The organism is Lentzea sp. NPDC006480 (assembly GCF_040611995.1).
Taxonomy (GTDB): domain Bacteria; phylum Actinomycetota; class Actinomycetes; order Mycobacteriales; family Pseudonocardiaceae; genus Lentzea.
This window is the reverse complement of record NZ_JBEXPJ010000030.1, coordinates 40134-62212: the sequence shown is the minus strand read 5'-3', so window position 1 is coordinate 62212 and position 22079 is coordinate 40134. Positions and strand designations below refer to the sequence as shown.

Genomic DNA, 22079 nt, shown 5'->3' with positions numbered 1-22079 from the left:
CGCGGAGCAGTCCGATGAGCACGGTAGTCGTTCACTACGAGGAGGCCCGTCTTGGCACCCGCACCCGCGTCCGTGCGTTCGCTCGTCATCGAGGCGATCGTGTTGGAACTCGTGACGAGCAGGTTGGGCAACCTGCTCGTGCGGGTGGCGACAGCGCTGCGGGTCAACGGCTGAACCGGGCCGATCTCCGTGTGCTCCCAGATTCCCCGGTCCCCGTACCGGCGTCCGCGCCGTTTCCCGACTCCGTCACGCCCGCCGACACCGCGGCCGTGACGCACGGCGCGCCGGCACCAGGGTCGCCGGCGCGCGGTCGAACCAAAGGATTGCTGTGGAACCTCTTTCGCCAGTAGCACCAGAGCTGCCGCGAAGACGTCGGCCGCCATGGCTGGCGATCGGCTTCGCCGTGGTGGCGTTGGCAGCGGGAGGGATTGGATTCGGGCTGGGCAGAGCCACCGGTCCCGACCTGCTGCGCTCCGCTGACGCCGCGTCGGCGGCACCGTCGACGTCCTCGTCTCCCAACGTGTTCACGATCACCGGGACGATGAAGGTCAACGGCCTCTGCGGTTCCGGCGGGTTCAGCGACATCAGATACGGCAGCCAGGTCGAGATCGTCAACCAGGACGACGAGGTCCTCGGCGTCGGCACGCTGGAAACCGCCACCGATGGGCTGTGCTCCTTCAAGTTCACCGTCAGCGGTGTCCCGGAAGGCGAGCGGCTTTACGGCGCGAAGATCGGCAACGCGAACCGCGGTGTCATCTGGCATTCCGAACAGGAAGCCAAGTACCAGGGCTTCCAGCTCACGCTCGGCTAGGAGACCGTCGCCAGGTCCGGGGCTGAGACGTCGTACGTCGTGCCCTCCCGCGTGAGCAGCACGAGCAGCACGGACGCCTTGCGCGGGGTGTCGTCGGCGCTGCCCCACTTCACCGTGCGGTTGCCGCTCAGCGTCAGCTTCACGTCGGCACCGGACGTCGCCGCGACGGAAACCACGTCGGGGCGCAGCTTTTCCGGCAGTTCGTTCACGACCCCGACCACGGCGCGAGTGGCCGGGTCCGCGGACGACGGGGTGGCGAGCACCAGTTCGGGGACGCCCGGTGCGGGCGTGGGGAGGACGGCGTAGTCCTTGCCGGTGGAGTCGACCAGGTGGAAGCCGTCGGGCAGCTTCACCGAGCCGACCGGGACGCGTTCGGTGATCAGAAGCCGGACTGTGCCGGGCAGTTGGCGTTCCACCTCGATGGAGGCGATGCGCGGGACAGCGGCCACGCGCTCGCGGATGCCGGCGAGATCCAGGCGCACCAACGGTGAGCCGGGTTCGATGGCGGCGGCGCGGCGGACCTCGTCGTCGGTCAGCACTACGGCGCCGTGGACGTCCACGTTGCGGACGCCCAGCAACGGCGTGAAGAACACGCCGTACGTCAGACCCACAACAGAAAGCAATGTCAGCAGCGCTACCAGGCGGCGGCGCAGGATGACCCTGCGCCGCGCCCGGTACTCGGCGCTCTTCTTCGGCCGCCGGTTCGAAGCGGGGCGTACTCGCGACGACCTGCCGCGAACCGGAGCACTCACGACAGTGCGCTGACGATCTCGGGGCCGAGCATCGTCACGTCGCCCGCGCCCATGGTCACCACCAGGTCGCCCTCGCGGACCAGCGAGGCCACCAGCGCGGGCACGCGGTCGAACGACGGCTCGTAGTGCACGGAAGCCGTCACCTGGTCGGCGATCAGGGCCCCGGTCACGCCCGGCTCCGGCTCCTCGCGGGCACCGTAGACATCAAGCACCACAACCTCGTCCGCCAACGACAGCGCGGCGGCGAACTCGGTGGAGAACGTGCGGGTGCGCGAGTACAGGTGCGGTTGGAACACCACGACAACACGGCCCGCCGCAGCGACCGGACGGGCCGCACGCAGCTGTGCGTCGACCTCGGTCGGATGGTGCGCGTAGTCGTCGTAGACGGACACGCCACCAGCGCGCCCCTTGAACTCGAACCGACGGCGCACGCCACCAAACGCGGCCAGACCCTCGAGCATCCCGGCCTGATCGGCACCGAGTTCAAGCCCGGCAAGCAGAGCAGCCACCGCGTTCAACGCCATGTGCTCACCCGGCACGGCGACACGGACCTCGACGGCCACCCCGTCGATCTCCACGGACGCCAGACCACCGGACTCAGAAGGCTTGTAGTCCACGATGCGCGCGTCGGCCGCACCACGGCCGTACTCGCGCACACGGATGCCACGAGCACGAGCCTCGGCGATCAGGCGAGCCGCCCCGGGATCGTCCACACAGGACACCAGCACGCCACCCGGCACGATCCGCTCCAAGAAGGAGTCGAACACGGCCGTGTACGCCTCCACGGTGCCGTGGTGGTCGAGGTGGTCCGCCTCGACGTTCGTCACTACGGCCACCGACGGCGAGAAGAACAGGAACGAGCCGTCGGACTCGTCCGCCTCGGCCACGAACACGCCACCGGTGCCCTGGTGCGCGTTGGCACCGGACTCGTTGAGGTCGCCACCGATCGCGAACGACGGGTCCAACCGGCAGTGCTGCAGCGCGACGGTCAACATCGAGGTGGTCGACGTCTTGCCGTGCGTACCGGCAACGCACACGACCCGGTGGTCGTCCATCAGCGCGGCAAGAGCCTCAGCGCGACGCAGCACCGTGATGCCGCGCTCGCGAGCCGCCGAGTACTCCGGGTTCGACTCCTTGATCGCGGTCGACACCACGACCTCGGTCGGCCCGCCGACGAGCTGGTCCAGGTTCGAAGCATCGTGGCCCACAGCGATCCGCGCACCCTGAGCGCGCAACGCCAGCACGGTCCGCGAGTCCTTGGCGTCCGAACCGGACACCTGCACCCCACGAGCGAGCAGGATCCGGGCGATGCCGCTCATCCCGGCACCCCCGATGCCCACGAGGTGAACGCGTTCGAGGCTCACTTCTTGATCACCTCCAGCACGGCGCGGGCGAGAATCTCGTCGGCTTCCCGACGACCGGTGCCCAAAGTGGCCTGGGACATCGCAGCAAGCCGCGCGCGGTCGGCCATCAGCGGCACCACCAGCGACACGACCTTCTCCGGGGTCAGCTCCTCGTCCGGCACGATCAGGCCGCCACCGGCCGAGACGACCGGACCGGCGTTCAGCGCCTGCTCACCGTTGCCGTGCGGCAGCGGCACGAACACCGCGGGCAGACCGACGGCCGACACCTCGGCGACGGTCATCGCGCCCGAGCGGCACAGCACGGCGTCCGCGGCGGCGTACGCCAGGTCCATCCGCTCCAGGTACGGCACCGGCACGTACGCGGGCGCGCCCGGAACCTGTTGCACCGCAACGGAGTTCTTCGGGCCATAGGCGTGCAGCACGCCGACGCCCGCCTGAGCGAACGCGGCGGCGGCGGGTGCGACGGCCTCGTTGATCGAACGCGCGCCCTGTGAGCCACCGAAGACGAGCAGCACAGGTGCGTGCGGGTCCAGTCCGAAGAACCGGCGGGCCTCGTCACGCAACGCCGCGCGGTTCAACGTCGTGATCGACTGGCGCAGCGGGATGCCGATGATCTGCGCGTCGGTCAGCCCCGAGTCCGGGACCGCCGCGGCGACGTGGTCGGCGAACTTCGCGCCGACCTTGTTCGCGAGGCCGGCCTTCGCGTTCGCCTCGTGCACCACGATCGGCACCCGGCCACGCGCGGCCAGGTACGCGGGCAGCGCCACGTAGCCGCCGAAGCCGACGACGACGTCCGCTCCGACGCGCTCCAGCACCTCACGGGTCTGCTTCACCGCACCGCGCACGTTCAGCGGCAGCTTCAGCAGGTCCAAAGTCGGCTTGCGCGGCATGGGCACCGGCGGGATCAGCTCCAGCTGGTAGCCGCGGGCCGGCACGATCTTGGTCTCCAGGCCGCGCTCGGTGCCGAGCGCGACGACACGTGCGTCCGGTCGCAGTCGCATGACCGCGTCGGCCAGCGCCAGTGCCGGCTCGATGTGTCCCGCGGTGCCACCACCTGCGACGACAACGCACGGACCACTGGGGGCAGGGTGCCCGGTCAAGACTTGCCTCCGGTTATTTGAACTCAGGAATCAGTTGTATCGCCCGCGGCCGCGAGTCGATCGGCCAAGCTCTGAACGGCTCTGGTTCACCCGCCGTGTTTCGCGGCGACGGTACTCCGACGGCGGAGCGGACCTTCCTGCCATACGACGTTCGTCGACCACCGGGAGTTGCGCGGTGCGGCGACCAGGTGCGCGCGGAGGCGTGGACGGGCGGACCGGTTTGCGCTTGGGCGGCGGCCGGTACGCCTCGGGCGCGGGCAGCTTGAGCAGCCCGCCGACCCGGCCAGGACCCAAAGACCGCAAGGCAGCCACCGCGTCGGGCTCGTGCCGCGCGCAGTTCGCCAGAATGCCGAACACGATCATGGTCATCACGATGGACGTGCCGCCGGAGGAGATCATCGGCAGCGTGATGCCGGTGACCGGCAGCAGCCGCACGACGTAGCCGATGTTGATCGCGGCCTGCGCGACCAGCCACACCGTCAGCGTCGCGGACACGATCCGGATCCACGGGTCGGTGTTGCGCGAGGCGACCCGCAGCCCGACCCACGCCAGGCCGCCGAACAGCGCCAGCACCAGCGCGCACCCGACGAACCCGAGCTCCTCGCCGATGACCGCGAAGATGAAGTCCGACTCGACGTTGGGCAGGTACCGCCACTGCGAGCTGCCCTGCGCGAGTCCCTTGCCGAAGAACCCGCCCTCGGCCAGCGCGAACATCGCCTGCCGCGCCTGCAGACCCGCGCCCTGCGGGTCGGCGTTGGGGTCGAGGAACGACGTCACGCGCTGCAGCCGGTACGCGGCCCCGATCGCGAGCACGACGGCACCGGCCACCGCACCACCGGCGATTACGCCGAACAGCCGCATCGGCGCGCCCACGAACCACAGCAGGCTGATCAGCACCACGCCGAGCGTGATCGTGCCGCCGAGGTCGGGCTGCAGCATGACCAGCGCGAACACCAGCATCGCGACCGGCACGACGGGCACCAGCAGGTGCCGGTACTGCCCCAGCAACGCCCGCTTGGTGACCAGGACGTGCGCGCCCCACAACGCCAGCGCGAGCTTCACGGCCTCGATCGGCTGGAACGAGATCGGCCCGACGGTGAACCACGACTGGGCGCCACTGCGGACATCGCCCAACGGCGTCAGCACCAGCGCCAGCAGCAGCACGCCGACGCCCATCGCGGCCGTCGACATGTGCCGCAGCCGCCGCAACGGGAACCGCAGCACCAGCCAGAACAGCACCGCGCCGATGCACACGTAGATCAGCTGCTTCTGGAACACGCTGTACGCCGACACACCCGAGGCGACCTGCCCCGGCGCCGACGCCGACAGCACCATCACCAGACCGAGCACGGTGAGCATGCCGAAGATCGCGAGCAACAGGTGGAAGTCCGCGAGCGGGCGGCTCAGCCACGCCGTCAGACCACCGCGCAACGACGAGACGCGACCCGCGGGCCGCACCTTCCGCTTCGGACTCGTCTTCTCCGCGACGACGCTCATCGGCCGATGAGCTCCTGCACCGCGGCCGTGAAAGCCTGCCCGCGATGGGCGTAGTCGGTGAACATGTCCATGGAGGCCGCCGCCGGCGCGAGCAGCACGGTGTCTCCCGGCCTCGCGAGTTCCTGAGCAGCCCGTACCGCGACGGTCATGGGGTCATCGTCCCCTGTGTCAAGCACACGAACGGGGACATCCGGCGCGTGTCGCGCGAGCGCGTCCGCGATGACCTGCCGATCCTGGCCGATCAGCACCACGCCGCGCAGCCGGCGGGCCTCGGTGCGCACCATCTCGTCGACCGACGCGCCCTTCAGCAACCCGCCGGCGATCCAGACGACGCTCTCGTACGCCCGCAGCGACGCCACCGCGGCGTGCGGGTTCGTCGCTTTGGAGTCGTTGACGTAGCGGACATCCGAGGCGACCGTCACGAGCACCGCGCGGTGAGCAGCCGGTTCGAACGCCTCCAGGCCCTCGCGCACAGCCTCCGACGGCACTCCGTACGCGCGCGCCAGAGCCGTGGCGGCCAGCGCGTCCGCGATGCCGGGAGGGCCGGCCGGGCGGATCTTCGAGACCTCGATCAACGGCTCGTCGTCGGCGAACGCGCGGTCGACCAGCCAGCCGTCCCGCACGCCGAGCTGGCCGTCCGCGGGCTCGTCCAGGGTGAATCCGATCCGGTCGCGAGCGGGCGAGGCCTCCAGCAGGTCGACGACCAGGTCGTCGTCCAGCCAGCCGATCGCCACCTCACCGGTGAGGATCTGGGCCTTGGCCTGCGCGTAGGCGTCCATACCGCCGTGCCAGTCGAGGTGGTCCTCGGCGAGGTTGAGCAGCGCGCCCGCCTGCGGCCGCACCGACGGCGCCCAGTGCAGCTGGAAGCTCGACAGCTCCACCGCGAGCACCCGGCGGCCGGCCAGCAGCGCGTCGACGACCGGCAGACCGACGTTTCCGCAGGCCACCGCGTCCGCACCGGCCGCGTGCAGGATCGACTCCAGCATGCCGACCGTCGTGGTTTTGCCGTTCGTGCCCGTCACCGCCAGCCACACCGGCGGGTCGGCCAGCTCCGAGGCCATCCGCCAGGCCAGCTCGACCTCGCCGATCACCTCGATGCCCGCCGACGTCGCGGCCGCGAGCAACGGGCTGGACGGCTGCCAGCCCGGGCTCGTGACCACCAGGGACGTGCCGACCGGCGGTTCCGTCAAGCCCGGTACGAGCTCGACGCCGTCCAGCAGCGTCTCCAGCGCCATCAGTCGTTCCGGCGACGAGTCCGTCACCACGACCTCCGCCCCCGCGGCGAGCAACGCCTCGGCGGCGGACCGGCCGGTCACCCCGGCACCGGCGACCAGTACCCGTGAACCGGCCAGCTTCGTCATGTCTAGAACCCGCCCGTCAGCCACTCGCTGTAGAACACGCCAAGACCGAACATGCAGCAGATTCCGGCCATCAGCCAGAACCGGATGATGACCGTGGTCTCCGCCCAGCCGGCTAGCTCGAAGTGGTGGTGGAACGGCGCCATTCGGAACAGTCGCCGTCGTGAGGTGCGGAAGACCGCGACCTGCAGCGCAACCGACAGGGCCTCGACCACGAACAGGCCACCGATGACGATCATCAGCAGCTCGGTGCGGGTCGCGATCGCGAGACCGGCGACCAGGCCACCCAGCGCGAGCGAACCGGTGTCACCCATGAAGATCTTGGCCGGCGCGGCGTTCCACCAGAGGAAGCCGATGCAGCCCGCCATCGCGGCCGCGGCGATCACCGCGAGGTCCAGCGGGTCGCGCACGTCGTAGCAGCCGGCCACCGCGTAGCTGGAGCAGTTGTAGCGGAACTGCCAGAACGAGATCACCACGTAGGTGCCGAAGACCATCGCGGACGAGCCACCGGCCAGGCCGTCGAGGCCGTCGGTGAGGTTCACGGCGTTCGACCACGCGGCGACCATGCCGTAGCAGAAGACGATGAACCCGACGACGCCGAACGAGACCACGGTGATGTCGCGGACGAACGAGAGGTTGACCGACGCGGGCGTCAGGCCGTCCTTGTTCGGGAACTGCATCACCAGGATCGCGAACGTGATCGTCGCGATGAACTGGCCGACCAGCTTCGCCGTCTTGTTCAGGCCGAGGTTGCGCGCCTTGCGGATCTTGATGAAGTCGTCGAGGAAGCCCACGAGGCCCAGCGACGTCGTCAGCATCAGCACCAGCAGGCCGGACGCCGACGGGGTCTGCCCGGACGCCGACAACGACATCGAGTTCACCAGGTGCGTGCCGAGGTAGCCGGCCCACATCGCGACCAGGATGGCGAGGCCACCCATGGTCGGCGTGCCGCGCTTGGTCTTGTGGTGCTGCGGACCGTCCTCGCGGATCTCCTGGCCGAAGCCCTGCCGGGAGAAGACCTTGATCAGGTAAGGCGTCAGCAGGATCGACACCGCGAGTGCGATCGCTGCCGCGATCAGGATGCTCTTCACTTGGTTCCTGCCTCCAGCAGGGCCTCGGCAATGCGCCACAGGCGATAGGCGTTGGATGCCTTGACCAGCACAACGTCACCGGGCCGGACTTCGCCCCTGAGCAACGCGATCGCCGCGTCCGCGTCCGGCACCCTGACTGATTCGTCTCCCCAAGATCCTTCCAGGTGCGCACCCTGGTGCATCGCGCGGGCCGCTTCACCGATGACGACCAGCTTGCTGATGTCGAGGCGCACCACCAGACGGCCGATCTCGTCGTGCTCGCGCACCGCGTCGTCGCCCAGCTCGGCCATCGGTCCGAGCACGGCCCAGCTGCGGCGGGCGGGCGTGGTGGCGCGCGAGATCGTCGCGAGCGCCTTCAACGCCGCCCGCACCGAGTCCGGGTTCGCGTTGTACGCGTCGTCGATGACGGTGACGCCGTCCTCCCGGTCGGTGATCACCATGCGGTGCGCGGAAACCCGTTCCGCCGCGCCGAGTCGTTCGGCGACTTCCTCCGGCGTCGCGCCCAGCTCCAGTGCGATGGCCGCCGCGACCAGCGCGTTGCCGACCTGGTGCGGGCCGCTCAGCGAGAGCTTGACCCTGGCGTCGCCCTGCGCGGTCTTCAGCGTGAAGCTCGCGCGGGCCTGCTCGTCCAGCTCGATGTTCTCGGCGCGGACGTGCGCGTTCGGGTTCTCGCCGACGAGGACCACCTTGGCCTTCGTGCGGCTCGCCATGCCCGCCACCAGCGGGTCGTCCGCGTTGAGGATCGCGACACCGTCTTCAGGCAGCGCCTCGATGAGCTCGCCCTTGCCCTGCGCGATGCCCTCGCGGGAACCGAACTCGCTGAGGTGGGCGGTGCCGACGTTGAGGACGGCGCCGAAGCGCGGTGGAGCGATCCGGCAGAGGTTCTCGATGTGCCCGATGCCGCGCGCGGACAGCTCCAGCACGAGGAACTTCGTGTCCTCGGTGGCCCTGAGCGCGGTCCACGGGTGGCCCAGCTCGTTGTTGAACGAACCGGGCGGCGCGACGACCTCGCCGGTGGGCCGAAGCACCTGGGCGATGAGGTCCTTCGTGGACGTCTTGCCCGCCGAGCCGGTGATGCCGACGATCGTCAGGTCCTTGAGCTGGTCCGTGACGTACCGGGCGAGCTTGGCGAGTGCTTCGAGCACCGCGGCGCCTTCGCCGTTCTTGTCGCCCGCGAGCACGTACGCGTTGGCGTGCTTGGTCTCCACCGGCGGCGCGATCACCGCGGGAGCGTCGACCTCGCGTCCGGCCAGCACGCCGGCGGCACCACTCGCGACCGCCTGGGCGGCGAAGTCGTGGCCGTCCACGCGCTCACCGGGAAGGGCCAGGAAGAGGCCGCCCTCGGTGACCTCGCGGGTGTCGAACTCGATGGATCCCGTGACCACCGGGGAGCCGTCGGTTGCGTGCAAGCGTCCGCCGACGATCTCTGCGATCTCGGCGAGCGTGAGTGCGATCAACGGTGCGCCTCTCTGATCGCGGCGGTCAGCGTCTCGACGTCCGAGAACGGGTGGATCACGCCGGCGATCTCCTGTCCCGTCTCGTGTCCCTTGCCCGCCACGACGACGACATCGCCCGGATGTGCCAGCTCGACGGCTTTCTCGATCGCGAGCTTCCGGTCACCGATTTCCAGCACCTCGCCCCTGTTCTCGGCGGCGAGGGCCCCTTCGAGCATGGCGGCCCGAATGGAGGACGCGTCTTCGCTCCTCGGGTTGTCATCGGTGATGATCAACACGTCGGCTCGTTGCGCGGCGGCCTCGCCCATGAGGGGCCGCTTGGCCCGGTCGCGGTCACCGCCGCAGCCGAGCACGATGATCACCCGGCCGTCGGTCTTGGCCCTGACCGCGTCCAGCGCGAGCGCGACGGCGGCGGGCTTGTGCGAGTAGTCGACGACCGCGGTGAACGCCTGGCCCTCGTCGACGCGCTGCATGCGGCCGGGGACCTGGACGGTGCTCAGGCCCTGCGCGATGGCCTCGGCCGGGATGCCCTCCGCGTGCAGGCAGGCGATCGCGAGCAGGGCGTTCGCGATGTTGAAGCTGCCCGCGAGCTGCAGGTGGATCTCGATGTCGCCGTCCGGGCCGTGCGCGGTGAACGTCTGCTCACCGGTCTTGCTGACCTGGACGTTGCTCGCGGTCCAGGTGGCGGGCTTGGTCGTGGCGACGGTGATCGTCGTGTCCTTGACCAGCCTGGGGCCCCACTCGCCGTCGACGCAGACGACCTCCTTGCGCGCGCGGCCGTCGAACAGCTGCGCCTTGACCTGGAAGTACTCCTCCATGTCCGCGTGGAAGTCGAGGTGGTCCTGGCTGAGGTTGGTGAACGCGCCGATCTCGAACTCGGTGGCGGCGACGCGGCCTAGGTGCAGCGCGTGGCTCGACACCTCCATCGCCACGTCGGTGACCCCGCGCTCGGCCATCACCGCGAACAGCGCCTGCAGGTCAGGGGCCTCGGGCGTGGTGTGCGAGCTGCCGAGCTGCTCGGTGCCGATGCGGGTGCCGACCGTGCCGATGAGACCGGTCGTCCTGCCCGCGGCCTTGAGCGCGGACTCGATCATGTACGTGGTCGTGGTCTTGCCGGACGTGCCGGTGACGCCCCACAGCCTGATCTTCGCCGACGGCTGCCCGTAGACGTGCGCGGCGAGCAGACCGACCACCTCGCGCGGGCGCGGGTGGATCAGCACGGGCACGTCCTTGAGGGCCTCACGCGCGGCGCCGGCCTCGTCCGTGAGCACGGCGACGGCACCGTTGGCGATCGCCGTCTCGGCGAAGTCGGCCCCGTGCACGTGGGCACCGGGCAGCGCGGCGTAGAGGTCGCCGGGGACCACGTGCTGAGCACGCAGCGTCACCCCCGTCACCTGGACGTCGGCATGCGCTGGCCTGGTCAGGTGCACGTCGGCGACCGCGGCGAGAGCAGCCGCGGAAGCGGGGCGGATGGCGTTGGGGCGGGGCGGGGCGGTCGCGACCTTGCCCTCGAGCTTGGCAGGCACGGGCAAGAGGCTACCGGCGTGCGAAGAGTGGCCGAGCGGCGCGTTGGCGTTCGGGTGATGATCGGGCGTGATGAGCCATTTGAGTGGCACTCACGACTGGGCTTCAGGAGTGAGCCCGGACGGCCGAACAAGTTCCTGCCCCCTTTGTGACTTTGGGCCCTGTGACCACTAGTGCGCTCACGGTGAGGTAGAGAGCGGCAGGAGGCGGCGATGAGAACAACCACGGCGGTGGAACCCAGGAGATTTTCTTTCTGGGCACCGGATTTCAGTCGTTCCGTGACGGTCGGGGTCGACACGTCCGAGACCGCGTATCACGCTTTCGAGTGGGCGGCGCGCCACGCGTGGACGCTGCGCACAGATCTTCAGGTGTACCTGGCGGACCCCGGTGACACGACGGTCCAGCGGGTTCTCGAACGACTCCCCATGCTCACCGCCCACTTCCGCCCGAGCGGTGACGACCCGGTGGCCGCACTGGTGAGGGCGTCGGACTCCAGCGCGACCTTGGTCTTGGGGTGCAAGGGCGAACAGCACCGCAGCCTGGGTCTGGGCTCCCTCGTCCTCCCGGTGTTGCGCCGCGCGCGGTGCGGCGTCGTAGTGGTGCGCGGACGACCCCCGGCGATCCGTGGCGAGTACGGCTGGATCACCGCGGCCGTCGGCGGGTGCGAGGACCCGGTCGTGCTGCGGCGCGCGGTCGAGCTCTGCCGCACCCGCCGAGCGTCGCTACGGCTCCTCCACGTCCACCCACCGGCGCAGGGCGGCGTGGTCGTGCCGCGCGACGAGGCAGCGGTCCGGCGTGCCGTGTTGTTCTTGCGCACCACCGCTCCTGAGCTGACCCCTGAAGTCGTGGTGGAGTCGCGGCACCCGCACGAGGCACTGGCCGCCCTGGACTCCGATCTCGTGGTCGTGGGCCGCGGCGGGCAGCACGACGGCGTCGGCCTGATCACGCGGGCCGCTTTGTACCACTCGTCGTGCCCGGTCATGGTGGCTCGGCCGGAGCCTCTGCACGACGATCGGGTGGTGCCGTAGCAAAAGGTCATTCGGCCGCGCACGAGCTATCTAGCATGTGGTGATGCCGCCTGCCGCGACCACTCTCCGAGGCGCACTGCTGGTCTTCGGCCAGCACGACCCCCAGTGGCTGGAGAAGGTCGATCGGAAGCTCGGCAACGTCCTGACCGGCACCGACTCCAGCAGGTCGATGCACGGCGTCTTCGGCTGGATCCACCCGAACAGCACGCTGCCGCAGATCGTGCGCAAGGCGCGGCAGATCGCCATCGAGATGCTGTCCTCGGTCGACTTCAGCCGCACCCGGCTCGACCTGGTCACCGCCGTGCACACGACGACGGTGGCGCTCGCCTTCTTCGACGAGATCCGCGGCGTCCTGGCGACGATGCCGGGCATGCAGATCCCCTCGGCGGACGAGTGGCACCAGGAAGACCATTCCTTCGTCTCCTACCTGTACTCGGACGACCTGCCCGTGCCCTCGGCCGCACGAACGTTCGAAGCCCACCTCGCGGACGTGACGCGGTGGGCGGCTGACCGAGGCGAACGGGTCCACCGCGCACTGCACGGCGCGAACCCGGACGACGGCGCCGCGCTGCTGGACCCCGAGTTCGCCCACGAGACGACGGCCAGGTACGCGGGCGCCTTCTCCTCCTCCGCGGCGCTCGTGCCGGAGTTCGTGGTGTGGGCGGACACCTCGGACGCGGACCTGACCTCCAGAGCCGTCAAGTGGTTGTCCGGCAAGTACTACCGGGAACCCGCGGACGGTCCGCTGCAACAACTGCGCAACGCCAACCAGGCCGTGCTGAACCAACCCCTGGCGGACGAGCTGCACCTGCCGACCATCGACCAGCTGTACGTCAGCCCCAGCTTCCGCACCGCCGAGGCGGGTCCTTCGGCGAGACTGGCCGACGACGCCTGGTGGTCCTCGGAAGTCCCGCTGCGGCAGAACCTCGACCTGATGCTGGCAGGCCACCTCAACAGCCCGCTGGCCACCAAGGCCCCGATGCTGCTCATCGGCGAGGCCGCCGCCGGCAAGTCGACGGTGGCGAGGATGCTGGCCGCCTTCCCGCCCGCCGGTGACCCCGCCGTCGTCCGCGTGCCCCTGGGACGGGCGAACCCGGACGTGCCGGTCGCCGAGCAGGTCGAGCACGCCCTGCGGCACCTCACCAGTGGCGGCGTCACGTGGGACGACCTCGCCAGCCACGTTTCCGTCGTCGTGCTCGACGGCTTGGACGAACTGCTGTCGCCGGTGCCGAACACCAACTACCTGTCCGAGGTCGTCAGGTTCCAGCGGCAGGAGGCTTCCCGCGACCGCCCGGTGGCCGTCGTGGTCACCTCCCGGGTGGCCGCTCTGAGCCAGGTGCTCATCCCGGACGGCGTCCCCGTGGTGCGGCTGGAGCAGTTCGACGAGACGCAGACCCGCGCCTGGGTCGCCCAGTGGAACCAGGCGACGGCGGACACCCCGCGCCGCCCGCTGCCGGCGGACACCGTGCTCGATCACGCGGTGCTGGCACGCCAGCCGCAGTTGCTGTTCCTGACGGCCAGGTACGTCACCGACCCGTCGGTGCCGGAGGCGGCAGCCGACCTCACCACCCCCGCGCTCCTCCAGTGGTTGAACGACCTCCGCGCACTGCGCGTGGGCATGGAGACTCGACAGCTCGGCGTCGCGGCGCTGGGCATGTTCAACCGCGGCCGGGGGTGGCTCTCCGAGCACGAGTTCCACGCCGACCTCACCGCGCTCGGCTACGAGATCCCCGATTCCCCGGTGTACCCGCTTCGATCCGGTCCGCTCGCCGACTACCAGATCGCTTCCACGGTGCTGGATCTGTTGATCGAGGCGGACGACGACCGGCTGTTCACGCTGCTTTCCCAGCAGCCGCTGGCCACCCGGCCGTCGATCTCGACGATGATTGCCGACGTCGTGCGGTTGAGGAGTACGCAGAACCCGCAGTGGACAACACACGCCTGGGAGACGTTGGTCCGGATCTCCGGCCGAAGTGGCAACGAGGTCTACCTCGCGAACCTGACCCTCCTCGGCGTGATCCTCAAGCCCGGTGGCGGTGTCGCGCAGCCGGACGACGCCGGGAGCGGCGTCGAGTTCGTCCACCGCGCGCGGATCGTCGGCTCGAAGCCGATCGGGCAGATCACCTGGTCCGCCGACGGGCAGCTGCTGACCGTCAACTCCGGCCGCCGCATCAGGTTCTGGAAGACCGCCGACGACACGCCACCGCGAGAGACGACATCTCGCGCGGACGCCACGGACGTCGCATGGCACCCGACGCAGCCGATCGCCGCGATCGTGCGGCGCAGGTCGTACCCCGACGAACGGGGCGAGTCACCGCTCAACGACCACGAGGTCGTGCTCGTCGGGTTCACCGACGGGATGAACAGCAGCCGGCTCTGCGTGGCGCGTGGAGGTAGCCGGGTCAGCTGGTCACCCGACGGCGCGGTGCTCGCGCTGCTCGACTCCTACGAGCTGCGGATCATCGACGTCATCAGCGGCCGCAGGCTGCGCCGGCACCAGTTCGGCGGCGCCCCCGGCCAGTTCGGGGCGTACGTGCCCAAGCCGCGCTGGACCCGCGACGGGCAGCACGTCGTCGCGGTGCACCGGCGGACCACGCACCTGCTCCGCCGCTCGGACATGACCCGGATCTGGCGTCGGCGACTCAGGCTCGAGGCACTGGAGATCTTCGTGTCCGACGAGACGCACGCCGTGGGTGTGTTCACGGCTCCCGACAGCTCGCTCATCGAGATCCGCGACCTCGTCACCGATCAGGCGGTCGTGTTGCTGAGCGAGCACTCGGGTCCGGTCGTCAGCGCCAAGTTCTCGCCGCAGAGGTCCTTCCTCGCCACGTTGTCGAAGGACAACACGATGAAGATCTGGCGGTGCCGCGACTGGCAGTGCGTCGCCACCGTCGACCGCGAGGACGTCCAGCGCCGCGGCGGGCTGGCCTTCCACCCCACCAAGCCGTTGCTCGCCGTCAAGGACGGCAACAAGATCGACGTCGTGCGACTCGACCACCGGGTGCTTGACGACATCGGCCCTGCCAGGACCGCCCGCCGCTACACCAACGCGAAGGTCGTGCTCGTCGGCGACACCGGTGTGGGCAAGTCCGGCCTCGGGCTCGTGCTGAGCGGAAAGCCGTTCGCCCCGACCGAGTCGACGCACGGCCGCAACGTCTGGACCTTCGAGAAGACCTACGCGACCCTGCCGTCCAGCGACGTGCAGACGAGGGAAACCCTGCTCTGGGACCTCGCGGGCCAGCCCGGCTACCGCATGGTGCATCAGTTGCACCTCAACGAAGTCGCCGTCGCGCTGGTGGTGTTCGACGCGCGCAGCGAGACCGACCCGTTCGCCGGCGTGCAGTACTGGAGCCGGGCGCTCAAGCAGGCACGGCGGCTCGACGGGGCGAACGCCGTGCGAATGCGCGTGTACCTCGTCGCGGCACGAGCAGACCGCGGCACGGCGGCCGTGAGCCGGGAACGGATTCTGGAGACCACCAAGGCGTTCGGGTTCGACGGGTACCTGGAGACCAGCGCCAAGGAGGGCTGGGGTGTCGACGACCTCGTCCGCGCGGTGCGCGACGGCATCGACTGGGACGCGCTGCCGGTGGTCAGCTCCAACGAGTTGTTCGAGACCATCAAGGACTTCGTGATCGAGGAGAAGCAGCAGGGCCGGATTCTGTCCACTGTGGACGACCTCGTGCACAGCTTCCGGCGGGCTCAGCTGGACGCGCCGCCGGTCGAGGAGCTGAACGAACGGTTCGCGGCGTGCCTCGGGCGGCTGGAGAGCGTCGGTGTGGTGCGGCGGATGTCATACGGCGACTACGTCCTCTTACGCCCGGAACTGCTCGACTCCTACGCGTCGTCGTTGGTGCAGGCGGCGCGGGACGAGCCGGACGGGCTGGGGTTCGTCAAAGAGGACGACGCGCTCGAAGGCAACTTCCGGATCCCCAAGGACGAGAGGCTCACGAACCCGCAGCAGGAACGGATCCTGCTCAACGCCGTCGTGCAGGAGCTCCTGAGGCGGGAGATCGCGCTGAAGGAGGTCACCGACCGGGAAGTCGACCTGATCTTCCCGTCGCAGTTCACCCGGGAGAGGCCGGACGCGCCGCAGCTGCCGGGCCAGGACGTGGTGTTCACGTTCGACGGGCACCTGTACTCGATCTACTCGACGCTGGCGGTGCGGCTGTCGCACTCGCGGTTCTTCGAGAAGGACGAGATGTGGCACAACTCCGCGACCTACCAGGCGGACGCGGGCAGGTGCGGCATCGCGATCCGCGAGGTCGAGGAGGGCAAGGGCGAGCTGGCGGTGTTCTACGACGAGCAGGTCCCGCCGCTGGTGCGCAAGCAGTTCGAGGCCTACGTGGTGGAGCACCTGGAACAGCGGGCCGGTGAGGTCGTGACGCGGCGGGTGCGGGCGTGCCAGGGCTGCGGTTACACGATTCCGGACGACCTGGTGCGCGGCCGGATCAGCCGCGGCAAGCACAAGATGACGTGCCCGCAGTGCGACGACTTCGTGATCGCGCTGGTGGACGAGCCGGACGGGGTGGACGTGCGGCCGGTGGTGGCGGAGATGAACTCCAACGCCAACGCGCAACGGGACCAGGACGTCGCCGCGACCACCCTCAAGGGCAAGCGCGAGGCCGGGGACTACGACGTCTTCCTGTCCCACAACGTCAAGGACAAGCCGCAGGTGCTCAAGATCGCCGCGGCCCTTGAGGACCGCGGCATCCTGCCGTGGCTCGACGTGCACGACATCCAGCCGGGTACGCGGTGGCAGCAGGAGATGGCGAAGGGCATCGAGAGGAGCCGCTCGGCCGCCGTGCTGATCGGTCCCGCCGGGCCGGGGCCGTGGCACGAGGCCGAGATGGAGCTCATCAACGAGTGGTCAGCGCGCAACAAGAGCCGCAAGGTGATCCCGGTGATCCTCGACGGCACCGAGGACGACCCGGAGCTGCCCGGTTTCCTGCGGGTCTGGTCGACCGTGGACATGCGCACGGCCGACCCGGACCCGATCGAGCAGCTGGTGTGGGGCATCACCGGACGGCATCCCCGCTGGGACTAGCAGGCCTTGCGCAGCACCGAACCCGTCGTGCCGGGCAGCGAGACCGAACGGACGGACGCGCCCTTCTCGTTCGTCTGCGCCTCGGGGAGCCGGACGGTGACCGCGGAGCTGCCGGTCTTGTTCGCGTTGACGAGCACCGTGCCGCACTTGAAGTCGCGCCGGAACACGTTGGTGGCCACCTGGTAGTACTCGGCCGCCGGCTCACCCAGGTCCCAGTCGTACTCGGGTCGCCACGGCGCGGCGTTGTCGTAGCGGTCGGTCTCCTGGATCTCGGAGATCGCCGCGTGCGAGCCCGCCGCCAGCAGGTAGCTCGCGAAGGCGTAGCGGAACGGCTGCTCGGCGCCGCTGTGGTGCGGCTGCACCCAGGTGATCTTGCCCTTGGCCTCGTTCGCGGTGATCTGGGCGACCTGACGGCTCCAGCCCTCCGGGTACTCGGAGAGCAGGTCCTTGTCGCCGAAGGTCAGCCACCACTCGTCGAAGCCGCCGTCGAGGTACTCGACATAGCTGTCCCACGCGCCTTCGTGCAGGCGGGCGTTGGACATGTTCGCGACGGTCTTCAGGCCCGCGTCGACGAACTTCTGCCGGGTGTTCGCGAACATCGAGCGGTAGGCGTCGCGCATCGCCTCGTCGGTCCGGTACGCGTCCGGGCAGACGCCGTCGTGGTAGGTGTCGCAGGCGAACAGCGCGTTGTCCATGAACACGCCGTCGAACACCCCGCGCGACGACTCGACAACGTTGTCAGCCCAAGCGTTCTGGTAGTCGGGATTGCCGACGTCCATCTGCCAGTGGCCCTCGTAACCGTCGTACTCCAACCGCTCGCCGTTCTCGCCGCGCAGGAACCACGACGGATCCGCCTCGCAATAGCCGACACCGGTCGGGAGATCGGCGTCGTCCACCCCGTTCTGACACGCGTAGCTGCGGGTCGAGGAGAGGTCCTTGTAGACGAAGACCTGGATCTTCGGATTCGCTTCGTGCAACTCGGCGGCAAGATCGGTCTCCCACGCGTTCAGCACGACGTAGTCACGGCGGGAAGCCTCGGTGTTGATCATTTTCTCGGTGGTCGGCGTGCTGTTCATGTGCAGCCAGTACGACTGCGCGGTGCCGCCTTCCTCTTCAGCCTGAGCTGCGGGAACAACCGTCACCGCCAGGGCGGCAACCAAGATCGAATAGCACAGGGAACGCACGCCAAACCCCATCTCGCCTTGCACTCCGGTTTCGAAGTATTAGACGTGATGAAATGCGTCTCATTACGAAAAAGTTTCGTGGTTCTTTTCACTGTCAAACAATGAAATGCGTCATTGCCACGCGTGGGCGTGTCTCAAATCACTTGCCAAAACGGCAGGTGTCATTAAGAATCCACGTCCGTGACCACGAGAAATCGACTGGTCGCGCTGAGCTACATCTGCAGCTGCACGAACGGCGTCTGCTCCGCCGACATCGGCACCTGGAAGCGCTGCGTCAGGTAGGTCGCGATGTCGTGGAACAACGGCGCGGCAGTCCCGCTGAACTGGGTGCCGTGCGGGTTGTCGAGCATGATGCCGACGACGTAGCGCGGGTTGTCGGCCGGCAGGATGCCGCCGAACGTGATCCAGTACTGCGACTGCGAGTAGCACTTGCAGTTCTGGTCGATCTGCTGGGCCGTACCGGTCTTGCCCGAGATCTGGTAGCCAGGCAACGCCGCCTTGGGGCCGGTGCCGTTCTGGTTCGCGTCGCGCGGGTCGACCTGGGCGACGTGGCTGAACATCTCGCGGACCGTCTTCGCGGTCTCCGCCGAGACGACGCGGACGCCTTCCGGGCGCTGCTTCTCGTTGCGCGCGCCCTCCTCGCCGATCTCGGCGCGGATGAGCCGCGGCGGGATGCGCATGCCGTCGTTCGCGATGGCCTGGTACATGCCGGTCATCTGCAGCAACGTCATCGAGAGGCCCTGGCCGATCGGCAGGTTGCCGAAGGTCGAGCCGGACCACTGGTTGAGCGGCGGCACGACACCGGACTCCTCGGCGGGCACACCGGACTGGGTGCGCTTGCCGAGACCGAACTTCTGCAGCATCTCGGCGTAGCGCTCCTTGCCGACCTCCTGCGCCGCCATCAGCGTGCCGACGTTGGAGGACTTGGCGAAGACGCCGGTGAACGACATCCCGACCGTGCCGTGGCCCCACGCGTCCTTGATCGTGCGGTCGGCGACCTTGATCGAGCCCGGCACCTCCAGCACGTCGGTGGGCTTGAACAGCCCGTACTCGATGGCCGCGGCCGCCGTGACGATCTTGTTCACCGAGCCGGGCTCGAAGCTGGACGAGACCGCCGCGTTGCGCTTCTGGTCCTCGCCCGCCTTGCCGAAGTCGGTCGGGTCGAACGTCTTGTCGTTGGCCATCGCGACGATCTCGCCGGTGCGGCTGTCCAGCACGACGGCCGACGCGGTCCCGGCGCCCGACTTCTTCGCGTAGTCGGTGACCATCCGCTGCACGGCGTACTGGGTGTCGATGTCGATCGTCAGCTCGAGGCTCTTGCCGGGCTGCGGCTGGACGAGCTCGCGTTCGGTGTTCGGGATGATCAGGGTGTCGTCACCGGACATCGTGTCCACCACGCGGCGGCCCATGCGACCGGCCAGCACGTTGTTCTGCGCGCTCTCCAGGCCGAGGATGCCGAGCGTGGTCGGCGGCTTCTCGTCCTGGCGCCAGTTCGCCGCGCCGATGATGTTCGACGCCAGCTCGCCGTTGGGGTAGATGCGCTTCGAGCGGTACTCGGAGCCGATCTCGGCCGGGTACTTCGCGACGATCTTCGCCGCCTTGGCCGGCTCGGCCTCGCTGACCAGGACCTCGTAGCTGATGTCCTTGACGAGCTGCCCGTAGACGGTTTCCTCGTCGGTCTTCTCGCCGTTGACCTCGGGACCGAGCGTCGAGGAGATGAACTTGGCGACCTCGCGCGCGTGGTCGTCGTAGCTCAACGGGTACTGCTCGGGATCCTTCGCGCGCGCCTCGTCCCACTGCTTGCGGGCGCGTTGCGGCAGGATGTAGAGCGCGCGGACCTCGATCGAGAACGCGAGCTGGTTGCCGTTGCGGTCGAGGATCGAACCGCGCTCGGCCGGGATGTTCAGCCGCGTGGTGCGCTGCTTCTGCGCCTGCAGCGACAGCTCACCGGCCTGCAGTCCCTGCACCTGCACGAGCTTGACGCCCGCGATCAGCAGCGCGCCGATCAGCAGGATGCGGCCGACCGCGATGCGCACCCTGCTGTTGCCACCCGTGCGCGCGGCCGGGCGGGAGCGCACCGACAACGGACGGCGCGGCCCCCGTTGTGCAGGACCGGGCATCAGCCACCCGCCGGAGGAGTCTGGTTGCCCGCGGGCGGGTTCTGCCCAGCGGGCGGAGTCTGACCAGCGGGCGGAGTCTGACCAGCGGGCGGAGTCTGACCAGCGGGCGGAGTCTGCTGACCCGCCGGCGGCGCGGGGGTCTCCGAGGACGGCGGGGGCGGCGGCGTCGACTTGGTCGGCGCGCTCGGCTTGCCGAACTGCTCGATCGAGCCGTCCGGGTTCTGCCGCAGCCGAGCCGGGTTCGACGGCTCCACGAGGCCCATCTCGTTCGCCCGGCGCGCGAGGTCCGTCGGCGACTCGAGCAGCGCCACCTCACGGCGCAGCTGCTCCATCCGCAACGTCAGCTTCTCCGCCTCGGACCGCGCCTCCTGCAGGCGGTACGTGTCCGCGGCGGCCTGGGTCGAGAAGTACATGATCCCGGCGACGCCCGCGCCCAGCACGAGCATCACGAGCACGACGAACGGAGCCTTGGACGCGGCCTTCTGCTGCGGCGCGGCAGTGCCGCCCCGCAGGTTCTGGGCGCGCTGGGCACGACGGGCGTAGGCGCGCTCGGCGCCGGCGGTTCGCCGCCGCGCCTTGTCGTTCTCCTCGACCTTTGTCCTGGCCGGGTCGCGGGGGGACGGCCCACCGACCCTCGCGGGTGCCGCCGTCATCGCGGTTCTCCGATCCGTTCCGCCGCGCGCAGCCGCACCGGCGCCGCACGCGGGTTGTCCTCGATTTCCTGCTCCGACGCGAGTTCCGCGCCCTTCGTGAGCAACTTGATCTCGGGCCCGTGGCCCGGCAGCTCGACCGGCAGCCCCGGCGGCGTCTTCGACTTCGCCAGCTCCGCGAGCGCCTGCTTCACCATCCGGTCCTCTAGGGACTGGTACGACTCCACGACGATCCGCCCGCCGATGCCCAGCACGCGCAAAGCCGCGGGAAGGGCCAGCCGCAACGACTCCAGCTCGCCGTTGACCTCGATCCGCAACGCCTGGAACGTGCGCTTGGCCGGATGTCCGCCGGTGCGCCGGGACGCCGCGGGGACGACGTTGTACAGCAGCTCGACGAGCCGCCCGGAGTTGGTGAACGGCTCCTTCTCGCGCTCCTTGAGCACCGCGGACGCGATCTTGCCCGCGAACCGCTCCTCGCCGTAGGTGGAGAGGATCCGCGCGAGGTCGCCGTGCGAGTACGTGTTGAGCACGTCCGCCGCCGTCATGCCGGTGCCCTTGGACATCCGCATGTCGAGCGGGGCGTCCTTGGAGTACGCGAACCCGCGTTCCTCCTCGTCCAGCTGCAACGAGGACACTCCGAGGTCCATCAGCACACCGTCCACATGCGAGTAGCCGAGGTCCTCGACGGCCTCGTCGATGTGGTCGTAGGTGACGTTGACGAGCTGCACGCGGTCGCCGTGCCGCGCCAGCCGCTTCCCGGCCATCTCGATGGCCTGCGGGTCGCGGTCGAGCCCGATCAGCGTGAGTTCGGGGTGAGCGCTCAACAGCGCGTCGGAGTGGCCGCCCATGCCGAGCGTCGTGTCGACGACGACAGCGGGCTTGCCTTCGAGCGCCGGAGCGAAGAGTTCCAGGACGCGGTCCAGCAGCACCGGTACGTGCCGCGGCTGATCCATCGTCCCTCTACTCCCCTGATGCGCGTTCGGGTGACGTCAGGTCCCCGCCCGCCCGTCGAACCTGGCGCCGGGGAAGGTGCGCCAGGGCCGATAGTCGAGCGGACCGAGGCCTCACGGCACCCGAATCGCGGTTGAACATCCGGCCTGTT

General features: G+C 69.4%; 16 protein-coding genes. 4 read left to right on the top strand and 12 right to left on the bottom strand.

The annotated features are described in order from the left end of the window. Positions 1-51 precede the first annotated feature (51 nt). A complete protein-coding gene (locus ABZX92_RS15025; RefSeq protein ID WP_355558618.1) occupies positions 52-174 on the top strand; it encodes a hypothetical protein in 123 nt (40 codons plus the stop codon). Positions 175-328: 154 nt separating this feature from the next. Further along, entirely contained in the window at positions 329-811 is a 483-nt protein-coding gene (locus ABZX92_RS15020; RefSeq protein WP_355558615.1) for a hypothetical protein, read from the top strand. Here the strand turns inward: ABZX92_RS15020 and ABZX92_RS15015 are convergent. Genes ABZX92_RS15015 through ABZX92_RS14980 form a run of 8 tightly spaced genes read right to left on the bottom strand, consistent with a single transcriptional unit; the run spans position 808 to position 10953 of the window. After that, positions 808-1563, bottom strand: coding sequence for an FtsQ-type POTRA domain-containing protein (locus ABZX92_RS15015; protein ID WP_355558612.1), 756 nt, complete (start codon positions 1561-1563; stop codon positions 808-810). The genes ABZX92_RS15020 and ABZX92_RS15015 overlap by 4 nt on opposite strands. After that, entirely contained in the window at positions 1560-2927 is a 1368-nt protein-coding gene (murC, locus tag ABZX92_RS15010; RefSeq protein ID WP_355558609.1) for a UDP-N-acetylmuramate--L-alanine ligase, read from the bottom strand. Before murC ends, ABZX92_RS15015 begins: the two co-directional genes overlap by 4 nt. Further along, positions 2924-4027 (bottom strand): undecaprenyldiphospho-muramoylpentapeptide beta-N-acetylglucosaminyltransferase, encoded by a 1104-nt coding sequence (gene murG, locus ABZX92_RS15005; protein ID WP_355558606.1) that lies wholly within the window; start codon positions 4025-4027, stop codon positions 2924-2926. The genes murC and murG overlap by 4 nt, the downstream gene beginning before the upstream one ends. A 30-nt stretch (positions 4028-4057) precedes the next feature. Beyond that, complete coding sequence (gene ftsW, locus ABZX92_RS15000; RefSeq protein ID WP_355558603.1) at positions 4058-5524, bottom strand: putative lipid II flippase FtsW; 1467 nt, start codon at positions 5522-5524, stop codon at positions 4058-4060. Continuing rightward, the gene (gene murD / locus ABZX92_RS14995; RefSeq protein WP_355558600.1) at positions 5521-6885 is read right to left on the bottom strand and encodes a UDP-N-acetylmuramoyl-L-alanine--D-glutamate ligase; all 1365 of its coding nucleotides are present in this window, start codon (positions 6883-6885) and stop codon (positions 5521-5523) included. Before murD ends, ftsW begins: the two co-directional genes overlap by 4 nt. Before the next feature lie 2 nt (positions 6886-6887). Continuing rightward, positions 6888-7973 (bottom strand): phospho-N-acetylmuramoyl-pentapeptide-transferase, encoded by a 1086-nt coding sequence (gene mraY / locus ABZX92_RS14990; RefSeq protein WP_355558597.1) that lies wholly within the window; start codon positions 7971-7973, stop codon positions 6888-6890. Next, positions 7970-9430, bottom strand: a complete 1461-nt coding sequence (gene murF / locus ABZX92_RS14985) for a UDP-N-acetylmuramoyl-tripeptide--D-alanyl-D-alanine ligase (RefSeq protein WP_355558594.1) — start codon at positions 9428-9430, stop codon at positions 7970-7972. Before murF ends, mraY begins: the two co-directional genes overlap by 4 nt. Continuing rightward, positions 9427-10953: a UDP-N-acetylmuramoyl-L-alanyl-D-glutamate--2,6-diaminopimelate ligase gene (locus ABZX92_RS14980; protein WP_355558592.1), complete on the bottom strand. Its 1527-nt coding sequence runs from the start codon at positions 10951-10953 to the stop codon at positions 9427-9429. The genes murF and ABZX92_RS14980 overlap by 4 nt, the downstream gene beginning before the upstream one ends. Before the next feature lie 276 nt (positions 10954-11229). On the opposite strand from ABZX92_RS14980, the gene ABZX92_RS14975 reads away from it, so the two are divergent. Further along, positions 11230-11979: a universal stress protein gene (locus ABZX92_RS14975; protein WP_355558589.1), complete on the top strand. Its 750-nt coding sequence runs from the start codon at positions 11230-11232 to the stop codon at positions 11977-11979. Between the two features lie 43 nt (positions 11980-12022). Further along, positions 12023-17023: a TIR domain-containing protein gene (locus tag ABZX92_RS14970; protein ID WP_355558586.1), complete on the top strand. Its 5001-nt coding sequence runs from the start codon at positions 12023-12025 to the stop codon at positions 17021-17023. Here ABZX92_RS14970 and ABZX92_RS14965 read toward each other — a convergent pair. The 4 genes from ABZX92_RS14965 to rsmH all read right to left on the bottom strand — a co-directional run bounded on the left by ABZX92_RS14965 (position 17020) and on the right by rsmH (position 21930). Continuing rightward, entirely contained in the window at positions 17020-18183 is a 1164-nt protein-coding gene (locus tag ABZX92_RS14965; protein ID WP_355558583.1) for a putative glycoside hydrolase, read from the bottom strand. The genes ABZX92_RS14970 and ABZX92_RS14965 overlap by 4 nt on opposite strands. A 236-nt stretch (positions 18184-18419) precedes the next feature. Further along, on the bottom strand, positions 18420-20327 hold the full coding sequence (locus tag ABZX92_RS14960) for a penicillin-binding protein 2 (RefSeq protein WP_355558580.1): 1908 nt from the start codon (positions 20325-20327) through the stop codon (positions 18420-18422). Then, a complete protein-coding gene (locus ABZX92_RS14955) occupies positions 20327-20980 on the bottom strand; it encodes a hypothetical protein (protein WP_355558577.1) in 654 nt (217 codons plus the stop codon). Before ABZX92_RS14955 ends, ABZX92_RS14960 begins: the two co-directional genes overlap by 1 nt. Then, complete coding sequence (rsmH, locus tag ABZX92_RS14950; RefSeq protein ID WP_355558574.1) at positions 20977-21930, bottom strand: 16S rRNA (cytosine(1402)-N(4))-methyltransferase RsmH; 954 nt, start codon at positions 21928-21930, stop codon at positions 20977-20979. The genes ABZX92_RS14955 and rsmH overlap by 4 nt, the downstream gene beginning before the upstream one ends. Positions 21931-22079: the final 149 nt, after the last annotated feature.